13 protein-coding genes and 1 pseudogene are annotated in these 15157 nt (G+C 65.0%); 5 read left to right on the forward strand and 9 right to left on the reverse strand.

The genetic code is table 11. The features are described from left to right. The first annotated feature begins 265 nt into the window (after nucleotides 1-265). From IE260_RS33665 to IE260_RS33675, 3 genes are all read left to right on the forward strand, one after another. Entirely contained in the window at nucleotides 266-1816 is a 1551-nt protein-coding gene (locus IE260_RS33665; protein WP_229881543.1) for a class I adenylate-forming enzyme family protein, read from the forward strand. A 252-nt stretch (nucleotides 1817-2068) separates the two neighbouring features. Next, the gene (locus IE260_RS33670; RefSeq protein WP_189878857.1) at nucleotides 2069-2836 is read left to right on the forward strand and encodes an SDR family NAD(P)-dependent oxidoreductase; all 768 of its coding nucleotides are present in this window, start codon (nucleotides 2069-2071) and stop codon (nucleotides 2834-2836) included. A 211-nt stretch (nucleotides 2837-3047) separates the two neighbouring features. Continuing rightward, on the forward strand, nucleotides 3048-3641 hold the full coding sequence (locus IE260_RS33675; protein ID WP_189878859.1) for a cysteine hydrolase family protein: 594 nt from the start codon (nucleotides 3048-3050) through the stop codon (nucleotides 3639-3641). Nucleotides 3642-4085: 444 nt separating this feature from the next. Here the strand turns inward: IE260_RS33675 and IE260_RS33680 are convergent, their stop codons facing one another. From IE260_RS33680 to IE260_RS33715, 9 genes and pseudogenes are all read right to left on the reverse strand, one after another. Further along, a complete protein-coding gene (locus tag IE260_RS33680; protein WP_229881546.1) occupies nucleotides 4086-4775 on the reverse strand; it encodes a FadR/GntR family transcriptional regulator in 690 nt (229 codons plus the stop codon). A gap of 333 nt (nucleotides 4776-5108) precedes the next feature. After that, nucleotides 5109-5657, reverse strand: coding sequence for a peroxiredoxin (locus tag IE260_RS33685; RefSeq protein ID WP_189878996.1), 549 nt, complete (start codon nucleotides 5655-5657; stop codon nucleotides 5109-5111). Between the two features lie 97 nt (nucleotides 5658-5754). Then, on the reverse strand, nucleotides 5755-6321 hold the full coding sequence (gene folE, locus IE260_RS33690; RefSeq protein ID WP_189878998.1) for a GTP cyclohydrolase I: 567 nt from the start codon (nucleotides 6319-6321) through the stop codon (nucleotides 5755-5757). 368 nt (nucleotides 6322-6689) lie between these two features. After that, the gene (locus IE260_RS43210) at nucleotides 6690-7139 is read right to left on the reverse strand and encodes a DDE-type integrase/transposase/recombinase (RefSeq protein WP_373303440.1); all 450 of its coding nucleotides are present in this window, start codon (nucleotides 7137-7139) and stop codon (nucleotides 6690-6692) included. A gap of 77 nt (nucleotides 7140-7216) precedes the next feature. After that, nucleotides 7217-7426, reverse strand: a pseudogene (locus IE260_RS43215) (IS3 family transposase); the annotation flags it as partial. Nucleotides 7427-7631: 205 nt separating this feature from the next. Beyond that, nucleotides 7632-8117, reverse strand: a complete 486-nt coding sequence (locus IE260_RS33700; protein WP_189878865.1) for a hypothetical protein — start codon at nucleotides 8115-8117, stop codon at nucleotides 7632-7634. Nucleotides 8118-8292: 175 nt separating this feature from the next. Continuing rightward, complete coding sequence (locus tag IE260_RS33705; RefSeq protein WP_189878867.1) at nucleotides 8293-9666, reverse strand: MFS transporter; 1374 nt, start codon at nucleotides 9664-9666, stop codon at nucleotides 8293-8295. 421 nt (nucleotides 9667-10087) lie between these two features. Further along, nucleotides 10088-11212, reverse strand: a complete 1125-nt coding sequence (locus tag IE260_RS33710; protein WP_189878869.1) for a thiolase family protein — start codon at nucleotides 11210-11212, stop codon at nucleotides 10088-10090. A 600-nt stretch (nucleotides 11213-11812) separates the two neighbouring features. Continuing rightward, the gene (locus IE260_RS33715) at nucleotides 11813-12334 is read right to left on the reverse strand and encodes a DoxX family protein (RefSeq protein WP_229881549.1); all 522 of its coding nucleotides are present in this window, start codon (nucleotides 12332-12334) and stop codon (nucleotides 11813-11815) included. Nucleotides 12335-12702: 368 nt separating this feature from the next. On the opposite strand from IE260_RS33715, the gene IE260_RS33720 reads away from it, so the two are divergent. Together IE260_RS33720 and IE260_RS33725 are read left to right on the forward strand one after the other, a co-directional pair. After that, nucleotides 12703-13212, forward strand: a complete 510-nt coding sequence (locus tag IE260_RS33720; protein WP_189878871.1) for a MarR family winged helix-turn-helix transcriptional regulator — start codon at nucleotides 12703-12705, stop codon at nucleotides 13210-13212. Between the two features lie 453 nt (nucleotides 13213-13665). Then, the gene (locus IE260_RS33725) at nucleotides 13666-15063 is read left to right on the forward strand and encodes a cytochrome P450 (protein ID WP_189878873.1); all 1398 of its coding nucleotides are present in this window, start codon (nucleotides 13666-13668) and stop codon (nucleotides 15061-15063) included. Nucleotides 15064-15157 lie beyond the last annotated feature (94 nt).

Consider the following 15157-nt stretch of genomic DNA (forward strand, 5'->3'; position numbering starts at 1 on the left):
TGCCGCACCGCAGGCGTCGGTAGGCGGTCCGAGATGCAGGGCCGAGCTCAGCCGTGGCGAGAAGCCGTTCAAGCAGTGCGCGTGCGCACGGACTCGGAGACGAGCCCACGTGGGAAGAGGAGCGATGTGCGATGTCCCGACAACTCGATGGGGAGACCACGATGGTCGCGGGCGCCGACTCGGCCAGCGCATCCTGCCCAATCCAGGCCTGCGTCAGTTCATGGGGGACGACCCGCACCGCTCCGACAGTAGCGGACGGTGTCCGGTGACCGATGGCATCAACGTTGCCCAAACCTTCGCCGAGCTCTGGCGCGAGTCAGTGACGGCTCACAGCGAGTCCACGTTCCTTCTCTTCCAGGAGGAAGACGGCCACACGGCGCAGTGGACGTACGCGGAATTCGACCGTGTCGTCGCTGGGACCGCCGCCTTTCTCAAGAGCAGGGGCGTCCGCAGGAACGACGCAATACATGTCTGCCTGCGCAACTGCCCCGCGTTCATCGCGTTGTGGCTCGCCGCCTCCCGGATCGGCGCCTGGATAGTGCCCGTCGATCCCGCGTCCACGGTCCGCGACATTTCCAACCAGATCTCCCGCGTGCGACCTGCCATCGGGATCTGCGCCGAGGCGCGCAGGGATGTCTACGCCGACGGTGCCGGTGGTGATGTCGAGTTCGTCGCGCTTCGTGAGACGCACGCCGACCTCGACGACTCTCCCCTGCTCGCCGTCGGAACCACTCCGTCGGCGCAGGTCACCCCGGCAGCCACAGACCGCCTCGCCGTCATGTTCACTTCGGGTACGACGTCTCAGCCCAAGGGAGTGGTGCTCACCCAGCGCAACTACGCGCACGTCGCCCAGGTGATGTCCGCGTGCGTGGGCCTCCAGCCCCACCACCGTTGGCTCGTAACGTTGCCGCTGTTCCATGCCAACGCTCAGTACTACTGCTTCGCCCCGGCCATCGCCGTCGGTGCCAGCGTTGCACTGACCGCACGGTTCTCCGCCAGCCAGTGGGTGCGCCAGGCCCGAGACCTCAGCGCCACGCATGCCAGTCTGTTCGCTGCCCCCATCCGCATGATCCTGGCCCGAACGGCGCCCGATACTGAACCCGTGAGCCTTCAGCACGTGTGGTTCGCGCAGAGCCTCGGAGCCGAGCACCACCGGGCGTTCAGCGAACTCGCGGGCTGCCACCCGCGGCAGCTGTACGGAATGACGGAAACCGTCTCCATCGTCACGGCGGACGACAGCGAGCCGCCCACCTATGACCTGATCGGCCGAGCAGTGGAGGGGCGCCGCGTCCGGCTCATCGATCCCGTGACTGAGGACGATGTCGCGCCTGGCGAGATCGGAATGATTGCCGTAGCCGGAACCCGAGGTGGCGACCTCTTCAGCGAGTACCTCGACGACCCCATCACGACGGGCCGCTCGTTCATCACCATCGACGCTCAGCTCTGGTTCAAGACTGGTGACCTGGCAGTCGCGACGCCGTCAGGAGCCCTGCGGTTCGTCGGGCGCGCTGACGACGTCATCAAGGTCGCTGGGGAGAACGTCAGCCTCACCGAGATCGAGGCCACCGTGTCTCAAGCGCCCGGCGTGCTGGAAGCAGCGGTCGTCTCACGCCCGGACCCCATCCGCGACCAGGTCCCCGTCGCCTACGTCGTTCCCCGCCGGAAGGACGAGCCGCCGGCGCTGGACGCCCTGGTTTCTTGGGCAGAGCGTCAGCTCCCGCCTCAGGCTCGCCCCCGCGAATGGCACTTCATCGACGAGCTGCCTCGCACCAGTGTCGGAAAGATCCGCCGGTTTGCCATTCCCACCACGCCGTAGCCCCCTTACGCACGGTGACCCAGGCACGTCCGCCGATGCGGCCCTCGAAACTCAACGAGGGGTCGACAACCCTGCGTAAACCATTCACTGATTTCACTACGGTGATGGACCTGCGGACGGCCGCTCCTGCAGGCGTCGCTCCACCGAAAAGCAGCTGGGCACAGGCATTCGGTCGGCCGCATCGTATCCAACTGGTGAGCACAATGCTCCCGATGCAGTTACTGATAGCCCTGATGAACGGGAGAATTAGAAATGGGAGCACTCGCCGGCAAAACCGCGCTGATCACCGGCGCCCTCGGCGACCAGGGGCGCACCGCATGCCGACGGTTCTGCGAAGAAGGTGCAGCGGTAGTCGGTACGGACATCACTCAGGAAGGCGCAGCGAAGTTCACCGACGAACTCGTATCCGCCGGATTTGACTTCGAGTTCCATCAGGCCGACCTAGGGTCAAGCACCCAAGTCGATGCCCTAGCCAACCATGTGCGAATTACGCGGGGCCACATCGACAGTGTCTACAACAACGCGGGCGTGATGATGGTAAAGCCTATTCATGAGACCACCGATGAGGAGTGGCAGCGAGCAATCAGGGTGAATCTGACCGCTCCGTTCCTTGTCACCCGAGCGTTCGTTCCTCTCATGAAAGGGCGCACGGGTGCCTCCATCTGTAACGTCTCCTCGATAGGCGGAATTCGCGTCTACCCTACACAGATGCACTATGGTGTGACCAAAGCCGCGCTGCTGCACCTGACAAAGGCGGCCGCCTACGAACTCGCCCCTGACATACGTGTCAACGCAATTTGCCCGGGCGTTATTGACACTCAGATGGCATGGAGCTATGTGGACGCTTCTCCTGATCCAGCCGCAGCGATGGAGTCCCTGAAATCCAATATTCCTCTTGGCCGGATGGGCGATCCCGCCGATGTCATAAACCTCGGCGTTTGGCTTGCCGGCGACCAAGCCAGTTATGTCACGGGGGCGGTAATAATCGTTGATGGCGGAAGCACGCTCGCGGCGAAGTAGGCGCCATTGCACGTCAGGGCATCGCCTGCCGCTCCAGGACACGGGGCGCCGAAGGATCTCACGATGCATCCCTGACCGCCGTCGAGTGGCCCGCTCGTCAGCAGGAACGCACGAGCCTAGTGTTGTGAGCATCCCCACGCGCGCAGGCGCCAAGGGCGCAGATGGCATCGAGTTCGAGTCAAGTCACTGACAGGCACGAAAGGAAAGCCGAATGCTGGAGAAGTCCCCTTCCACGGCACTTCTGCTGCTCGACTTCATACCGGCCGTCGTGCCGGCCTTCGGGGGAAGTCCGGACCTCCTACAGAAGGTTCAGCACCTCGCGAATGAGGCACGGATTTCGGGAGTGCCCACGATCTTCACCCGCACCGCTTTTCGCCCCGGCTCACCCGAGGTAACGAAGAGTAACCGCCTCATCCATCAAGTGGCGCACAACTACCCCTTCGGCGAAGGTGACCTGAGCTCAGAGATCTGCCCGGAACTCAAACCGTCAAGCGACGATATCGTCGTCACCAAACGCCGAGTGAGCGCCTTCTTCGGGACCGACCTGGAGATTGTCCTGCGGTCGATGCACATCAACGCCCTCGTCCTTGCCGGCGTCTGCACGTCTGGGGTGGTGCTGTCGACAGTGCGCGACGCGGCCGACCGCGACTACCAGGTCACCGTCCTCGTCGACGGCTGCGCCGACGTACATGAGGAGGACCACCAGTACCTGATGAACCGCATCATCCCCATGCACGCGACCCTGTCGACAGTGGACGACTGGCTCACCACGCTCGCATCGGCGGCGGCTCAGCCACGTGCGTAGCTGGCTCTACCGGCCAAAAGTTGCTCCGGCGGGCTCATCGTCTTCCCTGCCGACACCCTGTCCTGGGGCTGAGTCGACGCCTCCGATCAGGCGCAGTACATGCTTGCTGGCCGCCAAGTATCGAAGCGGTGAAAGCCCGCCTCGATACTGTGCCCGCCGGCCGACAGTTGATCGACGCGTCCTGGGCTGGGGGCTGGGCGCCATCCCGCACGCCCGCACTACCGAGTTGGGGCGGCAGGATCACCGAGGGCAGACCGAGAGCACCGGGACACTGCCTCCTCCCTACTGCGCACCGGGCGATGGGCTGGGGATCGGCAGAGGCGCGATGTCGGCCGGTGAGCGGAAATACGGTTCGCGAGCCGGTGCCGTATCAGCCGGGGGGGGTCGGACGCTTGCGCCGGGTTCCATGTCCCGCATTTCTGATGTGCGGGAGGCCAGCAGCCCCTATCCCCAGTCGATGACCTGATTGAGCAGATAAGGAGAATGCTCGTCAAGAAGATGCAGATACTCCTCGATATGCGCTCGCATGAGTTTCTCCGCTTCAGCGGGGTCGCCGGACACGATGGCCGACTCGATTTCAGCGTGCGTAATCGACAGGTCACCGCGGACTCCCTGCGGCGTATGCTCGCCGTTGGAAATCTCGACGGAGATATCACGGAGAGCATCGGCGAAAAGCAGCAGAATGGGATCGCCCGCGAATTTCGCGACGGCGAAATGGAAATTTGTACTGGTGGGCTGCGGGGACCTCGTTTTCGGCGGGTCCTGAGCATCCCAAGGAATGCCCGATTTGACGCGCTCGGCTGCGATACGCGCCATGAGCGGTTCCAGTTGAATCCTTGTGGCCACCAAATCCCGCATAGTGAGGCCAAGGAGATGAAAGTACAGAGAAGAAGCTGTGGCAAACTGATAACTGGCCACCGGATTGACGACCGCGCCTCCTCCAGGACCGGGTCGCAACGAAATAACGCCGTACATCTCCAGAATGCGAAGCGCTTCACGGAGCGAAGGCCGGCTAACCCCGTACTGTTGCAGCAACTCGCTCTCGGGCGGTAGGCGATCCAACCCCTCCATGGTGATATAGCGCACGATTTGGCCCGCGACTAGCCGCGCCGTCTTTTTCCCCACTACTCTCACGAATACCATCTTAGCCCGACTGCGACGGAACCCGTAACTACTGTCTTCCGGCGGCGGCGCCAGGGCTTGCTCGGAGTCCCCTCAGCATCGAACCGGGGACCGCCCAACGGGGTGATATTGAGCCGGAGATCTGGTTGGAATTGTCCGGATTATGTCTGGCATATCGCGCCAGCACGCGTGGGCGGCGCGGATGGCCACGAACTGCACCGGGGCGCTGCCACCGCCCAGCGCCCCGACACAGGGAAGTCGACACTAGAGGTGCCGGCTGCTCCTGCCCCGATGGGACGCTGGTGCGGTTCCTTCAGCCGGGCCTGGACCGACGGGTGACGCCCGTCACCCAGCAGCCGACGCGGATTCGAGTGTCGGCTCGCCCCTGTTCCAGCTGCAGGGGCACAGCTCACCGGTTTGTACGGCATCGAGGACCCGCAGGACCTCGCTGGGGTTACGGCCGACGGAGCCGGCAGTCACCATGGCAAACTGGATCTCGTTGCCGGGGTCCACGATGAAGACGGCTCGCAGGGCGTAGCCGTCCTCGCCCTCCACGCCGCAACTCCGCATCAACTCGTGCTTGGGGTCGGCGAGCATCGGGAAGGGCAGGTCGCGCAGGTCCGGGTGATCATTGCGCCAGGCATGGTGGACGAACTCCGAGTCGCCGGAGACACCGATGATCTGGGCGTCGCGGTCAGTGAACTCCTCGTTCAGTTTTCCGAACGCCGCGATCTCGGTCGGGCACACGAAGGTAAAGTCCTTCGGCCAGAAGAACACCACGCGCCACTTGTCTCGATGTATCTTGTCGTCGACCTGCGCGAATGGATCCGCATCCTCAGCGCTGACGCACGCGGTCAGGCTGTACTCCGGAAACTGGTCCCCAACGGTGAGCATCGCCTTCCTCCTCCTTCTCATTGCTGCGCAGGCAAGTTCCTCCACTGAGCGGGAGATCCTGCCGCCTGCGGCTGAGCGAACTGGTAGTCGTGGGTTGCTAGCGTGTGGATCCGGACAGCGCGAAGAACTCCTGCCTCGAACGCGAGTCGTCGCGCAGCAGGCCCAGGAGCGTCGAGGTGACGGTGGCGGAGCCGAGCGCCTGGACGCCGCGAAGCGTCATGCAGCTGTGCTCGGCCTCGATGACCACGCCGACACCCTTCGGCGAGAGCTGTTCGTGCAACCAGTCGGCTATCTGCTTGGTGAGCCGCTCCTGTACCTGGGGCTGGCACGCGAAGTACTCCACCACGCGGGCCAGCTTCGATAGCCCGAGGATCCGGTCGCCGGGCAGGTAGCCCACGTGTGCGACGCCGCGGAACGGAAGCAGGTGATGTTCGCACACGGACCGAACGGGAATCGCCTTCGCGAGGACCAATTCGTCGTATCTCTCGTCGTTCGGAAAGGTCGTCAAGTCGAATGGCCTCGGCGTGAACAGCTCTGCATAGGCGCGGGCCATTCGCTCTGCCGTCCTTCTGGTGCTTTCCGACCCCGTGTCGACGCCGAGCGCGTGGATGAAGGCCTGGGCTGCGCGTTCGGCATTGACCAGGTCGATGGCGGGTGATCGCATGTGCAGGAAGGGCAGCACGGTGCTCACTGGCTTCTCCTCTTTCTTGTCGGTGCGGCTTGCGCCTCCGACCTTCCGCAGACAGAAGGGAAGCCGCGTCTGCCATGCCTTCTGGACGCCGCCCGCTTGGCGGCTCCTCCGAGGAGGCTTGACGGAAACCGGCCGCGGGAATGCCGCGATCGCCCTACTGCCGCGGGAGCTGATCGCTCACGCGGCACCGGGGTGTGTCGTTCCAAGCAGGTGGTCGAGAGACCACCGTCCAAGCCCGCTGAGGCGGGCGCCTCCGGACGGGACCCGTTGGCTATTCATTTAAATAGATTAGAGAGTCTAGGTCAATACGCTTCTGCCAGCGGCGGGGAGGAACAAGTGCCCTACGCCCGGCTGGAGCTCACCGCCGTGGTGCGGCAGGCCGGTGTTCTCGGTCTCCTCCAGCCAGGCAACCTCGTAGGTGGGCTGCACAACGGCGGCTTCCACCTTGGTCGTGGACACGGGTTGTCATGCAGCGATGGCCAGGATTTCCCGTTTGAGCGAGGCGAAGAACGACTCGGCCGCGCTGTCCGCGCTCGAGCCGACGGTCCCACAGACCGCCGGATCCCGGCGGTGCGGCAGGCACCGGCGAACGCCTTCAAGCTGTACTGGTCTCCGTGATCGCTGTGGACGACTACGCCGTTCACCTGGCCGCCGCGGATGCAGACGGCCGCGTCCAGGGCGTCGGTGTCGAGCTGGGTGCGCATGTGGTCGGCCATCGACCAGCCCAGCAGACGCCGAGAGTGCACGTCGATGACCGTGGCCAAGCAGAGGAACTGCAGCAGGTCCGGCACCGCCTGACGGCCCGGAGCCGGGATCGTCGTGCGATGTCTCTTCCGCAGCCTCCGGCCGGTGGTGCGTGCTGGCGCATCAGCTGCTCGATGCGCTTGCGATTGACGAGCAGACCGCTCTCACGGAGTTCGACTGTGATCCGCTTGGCCCCGTACGTCTTCCCGGACGCGGCATGGATCGTGCGTATTCGCCGGGTGAGGGCCGCGTCGGCGGCCTTCTCTGCGGCCTGGCCGGCGCGGTCTTCAACCAGCGATAGAACCCGGACCTCGCCAGGTTCAAAACGGTGCACAGCCGCTTCATGCCGAAGGCGTGACGGTGGTCGGCGACGAACTGGAAGCGGCGCATCAGCTGGTCTGTCCCGCAAAATACTTGGCCCCCGGCGCAGGATGGCGCGTTCGATCTACAGCTCGCGGACCTGCTTGCGCAGCGCGGCAATCTCGGCGTCCTTCGCTGAATCGGCCACCGCCTCGGAACAGGCGGCCTCTCCGCGGTCTTCACCCACTGCCGCAGCGCTCGTGGTTCACGCCGAGCTCACCCGCCATCTGCGAGACCGGACGGCCTGACGAGCGCACCAGCTCGGACTCAAGATCCAATCTCGTGGTGTCCACTGTCGCGTGGTCGCCCTGTGATCCGGGTGGCTCATTGGCCGGCAGATGAACCGCGATCGCTCGCCGGGGTCCGGCAGGCATGGGTCCATCGAGATCCGGCACCGGGAGCGTCGCCTCACTGTGATGACTGGGATGACGCCGCGACGGGACCAGGTACGAGCGGTGGGCGGCGTCATCGAGAATCTGGCCGTTCTCGAAGACGAGGTAAGCGTGGAGCGCCGCCGCGGTGTTCCACGTGCAGGGGAAGATCTCCTTCACCCACCCGGCCACAGCGGCGTCATCCTGCACCACCGCTTGTCGCGCGCCGGGACCTGGCGGCTCCAGCCATGCCGACGTTGAAGCGTTCGGCGGCCTTCCATCCGGTCCGCTCATGACACGCCTGCAGTTCTGGCGTCAGCCCGCCGCCCTGCGGATACCTCGCAAAGAAGACATACCGAGATGATCACACACGTCAGCCCAACGACACACGCTTCCGAAGCCAGTAAAGGCGACTCACCAAATGGAGAGGCTCCACTTGGTGAGTCGCCCGACGCCAGACTGTGCATGGTCAAGCGGAACTCGTGCGCCCCGTGAGCTCGCCGCTCCCCGGTTCAGCGCCCTCACCCTGGGCGGGCTGACCGCTTCCCCTCTTCAGGAGCCTGAGCCCGCACAGGGTGACAGTCAGGCAGACCGCAGCGCCCACGAAGAAGATGGTCTTGAACGCGCCCCAGGAAGGAACGGCGTTCGCGCCGTCCGAGTCGGTCGCAAGAATGCTCGCCGTGAGCTGGGCGCCAAGCGTTCCTCCGACTGCCTTGATCACGAAGGCGAGACCGCTGAACGCACCGACGCGCTCAGACGGCACCGACGACACCACGATGTTCATCGCCTGGGTGATGGTCGCAGCAGTACCGAACCCGCCCACGACCAGCGCGATCAGAACCATGGGCAGGCTGCCGGCCGATCCCAGCATGATCAGGAAGCCCGTGGCGCTGCACATCGGTCCGAAGACCGCGGTCGCACGCTGCCCGATGGTTCGATCCAACCAGCTGGCCACCGGTGCGGCTGTCCCGATGAGGATCCCCGGAAGCAAGATGAAACCAGTGATCGTTCCGGTGGCACCGAGCCCGTAGCCAGTGGAGATCGGCTCCTGGACCTGCATCGGGATGGCAACGAACAGGACGTTCATGCTGAATCCAGAGACCACCATGAAACAGCTGGCGGTGATAACCGAGCGACTGGTCAGGATCCGAATATCAACAAGTGGCTCGGTCGTCCGCAGCTCAACGACTATGAAGAGGGCGACCAGCAGGCACGAGACACCCACCAGCGACAGGAAGCCCGTCGAGATCCAGCCCCAAGTCGCGGCCATGGTGATGCCGTACAGGAGCATGGCCAGTCCGCCGCCAAGAAGTGCAGCACCGGGTAGATCGACCCGGCGGCTGCGCCCACTGCCTGGCGGCGGACAGGACGGGACGACGTGCCAAGTAACGATGAGACCCACCACAAGGATCATGAACGGGAACCAGAACAGCCAGCCGTAGTGCAGGTGATCCGCGACCACGCCGGAGGCGACCATCGCTACAGCAGTGCAGAAGAAGATCGTCCCCACCATGATTCCGTTACCGGACTTCACACGTCGCTCCGACTGCGTCTGCCGCATGATTCCCACAGCGAGCGGAACCGTACCGAGCCCGACTCCTTGAAGAACCTGTCCCAGTGTGAGCATGAGAACCGAGACCGAGAGCGCGGAGATTACCGTCCCGATGCAAACAACCGCCAGAACGCCAAGCAGCACTTTCCGCTTGTCCCAGATGTCGGCCAGGCGACCGATCACGGGCGTAGCGACCGCACCGGACAGCAGCACACCACTGACCGCCCAGGCGATCTCTGCCCTGGAGACGCCGAGTTGCTCCCGCATGAGGGGCAATGCGGGCGACACCATCGATTCGAGCCCCTTATAGGCCCCGACAGCGCAGAGAACGACTGCGAGTACGAGTCCGGCTCGGCCGCGCCGGCTGGTTGGAGATGGGGAGCTCATCGGCGTCCTCCAGTGCACGTAGGAACATTATGCCGCGTCAGACCGGCGCCCGAATGCCGAAATGGGTGTGCGGCTACAGGAGTGCACTGAGGCAGAGTCGCTTTGCGATCCTCCGGCACGCCCGGGAAAACATTGAAATGGTTTACCCGACAGGCGTCAAGACATCTCGCAATTGACGCGACCATTGAGCTGAAACTGCTACGCGACCGAATTAACCAATCCGTAAAGCTTCAGTACTGAATTAGAAGAGCGCAATTCGGCACTGATCTTTCGCGCGACAAAATTTCCGAATAGTGCATGTTCGGAAATTCATAGTCCGTCGACTTCAGCAGCGCTCCACCACCATGGCACGGGAGACGCTTCTTCCCTCCGAACCAACAAGCAGCCCGCGCGCGCCTCCGGTCGCTTCGAGCGCGCCGAGCATGGAAACCAGGGCACGCATGCCGTCTGCCGCTGCGAGGCGGCCCATTGCCAGCGCCCCGCCCCTCGGGTTCAGCAGATCGGGCATCACCTTGAACTCGGCCTGCCAGGCCAGCACGGTAGACGCGTAGGTCTCCGGTATCTCAAAGTGGTCGATCTGATCCACTGATCCCGCATACGACTGGAGCGCCGCTTTCGTCGCCGTAACAGGCGGTCCCGCCACCCCGAGTATGGAGTCTTCCGGAGCTGCAGTCAGGGCGCGGAGGTGAGCCCGTGGGCGTAGCCGGAGCTCCCTTGCCCGCCGCGAGCTCATCATGAGCATCGCGCAGGCTCCAGCCGCAGGAGCCGCCGAGTTTCCGGTGGTCACGGACCAGCGGACCTCGGGATGCTGCAAGCCGAGAGTCGTGTCGTGGAAGGCCGGCTCGAGGTCAGCAAGACCTGCTCCACTGCGCAACTCGTCGCCCGTAACGATTTCCACTGTCCTTTCGTCTGCAGGAACGACAATCGGGACGATTTCCGGGGCGTAGTCACCGGCGATGGCGCACTCATAGGATCTCTCACATGAGCGTGCCGCATACTCGTCGAGGTCGTCGCGTGACAGCTTCCAGCGAGCAGCGACGAGCTCAGCCGCAAGTCCGCGCTGAATTTCACCGGAGAGCATTGCACCATCGGCACGCGAATTGCGTGCATCGATATCGTTGACGCTTACGACGAGCGCAACCGCTCCAGGGTCCTCCTGTATCCACTGCAACGCAGACTGTGCCGCCTCCATGCTGGATCCGCTCTGGTAGACGATAGCGTCGTCGCGTATCTCGGAAAGGGACCGGCAGAGATCCGATCGGAGCTGCTTGAGGCTAGCGCCTGCACCGAACGTTCCGCCGATGGCCGCAGGCTCGAGCCGTACCCTCCGCAGAAGACCTGCTGTGGTCTGCGCAAGCAGGCCACCGACGTGATTACCGGCTCCTCTGCCGCGGCGGTGAACTTGCGCGAGTGGCGACCGGACTGCATCGACAATTACGACGTCATGCATTTCGACTCCTAGGGGCCCGTCCCTAAGACGATCGATCTTTCGGGATCTCGGATATGAGCCGTCGCCTCTGGCGTTGCGCCTCGCCGCTTCTCGCAGGCGGGGCCTACGCCGGAAGACCCAGACCGTAGTCCATCTAAACTATCTAAATAGTTTGCGTCAACCCTCTGTCGCCCACGTTTTGGGAGTCGGAGAGCCAGGTGCCAGGCCGGCAGGCCCGACTCCGACACCCCCATCCGGCTGTCACGGCCGCGGCCGCCCCTCAGTCGGCCCGCCAGAGGGGCGGGTCGCCGATGAGGCGGCGCAGTCAGTCGCCTCTGGCCTGACAGTGACGCGGGGTGGGCCGGTGATTAGGCACATGCTGCCGGCGGCACGGGGCCGACGGCCGTCGGGAATCGGGGTCCACGACCGCAGCCCGACGGACATCCGGGTCCAACCATTGCTTATCGCAGAAACCGGCGTTCTGCCCGGGGAGTTGACTCCGCCGTCTCGACGCACATTGCTCCGCGCAGCCTGTGGGAGTTCACCGGGCGGGGCCAACGCGCATGTCGCATGTCAGGTGCGTACCGTCCCGGCGCCGACGGGAGCCTCGGTTCCCTATGATCAGGTCACGGGTTGTTCAGCCGCAGGCCGGTCAGGGCGTCGCGCCGCGACGATAACAACGCACGCGCCCGTCAGGCCGACAACGGCCGATCCGATCGCCCAGGGGATACCGTGGAAGGCTACCCCCAGGACGTGGTCTAGCGACCATCGCCCAGGTCCGGTGGACGCTACGGCCGTCGCCGTCAGCCCCACAACGGCGACGTATTCCCATCCACCCTTGAAGACGAAGAAGCCCTTGCCACGATGGTCGGTGAACGCGGCAACAGCCATGAGCCCGACGAAACCCGCAGAGGTCAGCGGCTGCAAGAGGCCGGCGCACATCAAGAGCCCAGCTCCCAGCTCTGTGGTGGTCGCCAGATAGGCATGGAGCCGCCCAGGGTGGAGGCCGATCGATGCGAACCAGTTGGCCGTGCCGGTCAGACCGCCAGGTCCAAGGATCTTGTTGAGTGCATGAATGACGAGCATCCCCCCAAGGGTGACCCGCACGATCAAGATGCCGAAATCTGTGGCCGAGGTGTCCACACCGCTCCCTGCTGCTTTTCCGGGGGACTTGAGGCTGACTGATGTCTGGACATGGCCTCTCGCCGCTCAGGCGCAGACCGTTGAACAAGGGGATCGCCCGACTCAACCGACACGGGCAGGACCGCCGGACATCAGCGCTGTAGGCTGGGCAGTATCTGCTGTTCATTTAAATAGTTTTCAGCCAAGAGGTCAACGGCGTCGCCCGCGACGACGGTCCACTTCATGAGGACCGATGGACTTCAACGGGACAACAGCGGTCCAGCCCGACCCGGGGGTCGGAGCGCCTCTTGCTCAGCTCTTGGACACCTGCACCGAATCCACCTCTCCCGATTTATTACAGCACTGGACAATCGTGTACTGTCGTAACAGTGACAAGGGACGACGAATACGAATGGCTCAGCCCTGAGGAGCTACGGGTCTTCCGCGCCTTCAACAGAACCTGGGAGGCGGTGACGGCCTGCCTTGACACCGACCTGGAGAACGAAGTGGGCCTGCCACGCAGCTACTTCGACATCCTCTGGCGCCTGCGTCGAGCCCCCGGCCAGTCCTTGCGGATGAGTCGGCTGGCGGAGATCACGCACTCCAAAGCAAGCCGGATCACACATGCCGTCGGCCGCCTTGAGAAGGCTGGCCTGGTACGCCGGGAAGTACCCGAAGGCGACCGGCGCGGCTGGCTGGCGGTGCTGACCGAGGAGGGGCTGGAGCGGGTGGAGCAGGCCGCGCCCGTGTACGCGCGCAGCGTTCGAGAGCATGTCCTCGGCCCGCTCACTGCGGAGATGCGCGACCAGCTCACCGTTATCGGCGAGACCGTACTCGCCCATCTTGAACCAGGGGCGCTCACGGAGGCGAACGGCAAGGGCGAAGGCACCACGCCGTGACATCGCCGCCTTTGACCCTCCGGACCACAACTTGGCCGTCGCCCTGATGGGGCAGGTACGTACCGAGATCCACGCCAACACGGCCAGAGGCATGGTTCCTGATCGTGTACTTTCCCACTCCCGCCGAGCCATCGACGATCTCGGCCCCGCTCATGAGCTGTCTCTACGCCCACCTCGACTTCGCCCGCGACCGGAGTGGTCCTGGCCACCGCCGGACACCCGCTGCCGCTTCTCTGCCTGCCGGACGGTGACACCGACCTCGCGCATGCCGGCGCCAGGCCATCGATCCGAAGGCCGAATTCCACTTGCTTGAAGTACCGTTCATCCCTGGGCTGATGCTCGTCGTTCCACGCCCGGGTCTCGCCCGTCCTCGGCACGTGGCCTTCCGACGATCCTGGTGATGCCGCGCACATGCCCGCGGTGGCAAGGGCGGTCGCGTGTTAGCGTCCGCGGGTGACCAGACCGGCCCTGGAGGCGCCTGCGCCCGGTACCGGAGTCCGCACCGCAGGCCCGTGCGGCCCCACGACCGGACCCGTACCGCCGGACGCCCCCGACCCACTCGCTCTGCTCAATCTGTTCGGCGACGGCTTCATCCGCGACCCCTACCCCTGGCTGGACGCGCTGCGCGCCCAGGCCCCCGTGCACTACGACCCCAGGACCGGACTGTGGTTGATCAGCCGGCACTGGGACATCCGCCGTGTGCTGCTCGACCCGGCCGCCTTCCGACCGGATAATGCTCAGCAGGCCGTCACCCGGCTGCCCATGGCGGTGCTGCGGGTGCTCGCCCGGGCGGGCTTCCAGCTCCCGCCGGCGCTCGCCAACAACGGCGCGCCCAGCCACTCAGGTCTGCGCAGGGTGGTCACCCGGTTCTTCAACGCCCGGTGCGTCGCAGCGGCTGTGCCGGTGATCGAGCGCATCGCCGACGAGCTGCTCGCCGTGACGAGTGCGCACATCGACGCCGAAGGTGAAGGCGACCTGTTCACGACGTTCGCCCAGGTCCTTCCCTGCCGGGTGCTGATGGAGCTGCTGGGCATCGAGGACGTCGATCCAGCCACCCTGATCCGCTGGAGCGACGCCTCGTTGGAGCTGTTCTGGGGCCGGCCGAACCCGGACCGGCAGCTGGAACTGGCGGAGCTGGTCGGTGAGTTCCACCAGTGGCTGAGCGCGACGGTGTCGGGCGGAGCGGCAGCCTCGGGCTCCTTCGTGGGCGCACTCGCACGGCATCGTCTCCCTGACGGGACACCGTTGGATCACGGGACGACGGTCAGCGTGTGCTTCTTCGTCCTGATCGCCGGACAGTCGACCACCGGACAGCTCATCGCCACCGTGCTCCGCCAGGCTCTCGCCCATCCCGGGCTGTGGCCGAACCTCGCTCAGCAGACGGGCCTGGCGGGGGCCTGGGTCGAGGAGGTCCTGCGGCGCGAGCCGCCGGTCACCACCTGGCGGCGGGTCACGGCGCGACAGGTGGAACTCGGCGGGGCGAAGCTGCCCGCCGGCGCACCATTGCTGCTCATGCTTCTGGGCAGCGGCTCGGACCCGGAGGTCTTCGCCGAACCGGACAGCATGTGCCCACACCGGCCGAACGTCCGCCACCACCTGGCGTTCGGCGCGGGCCGCCACCGCTGTCCAGGAGCGTCGTTGGCGCGTACCGAGGCGGCGGTGGCCCTGCGGGCCGCGGCTCGTAGGCTGCCGCAGGTACGGCTGGCCGAGGAAGACGGGGAGCGGCCCATGCTGGGCCTGCTGTCCTTCCGGGCGCCGCTGCGGGTGACGGTGGTCGGAGAGCAGACAATCGACGGATTCCGCCCCGCGACGACGGCGCCCACCCGTCGAACTCCGAACCTCCAGGGCTAGCTAGCCGACTGCTAAGGCACCTCTTGTCGACCGTGAGGTGAGCCAGATGAGTGTGCCAGCCAGGGTGATGGAGGTATCGCTGGGGCTGTCTCTC

Source organism: Streptomyces viridiviolaceus (assembly GCF_014650995.1).
Classification (GTDB): Bacteria; Actinomycetota; Actinomycetes; order Streptomycetales; family Streptomycetaceae; genus Streptomyces; species Streptomyces viridiviolaceus.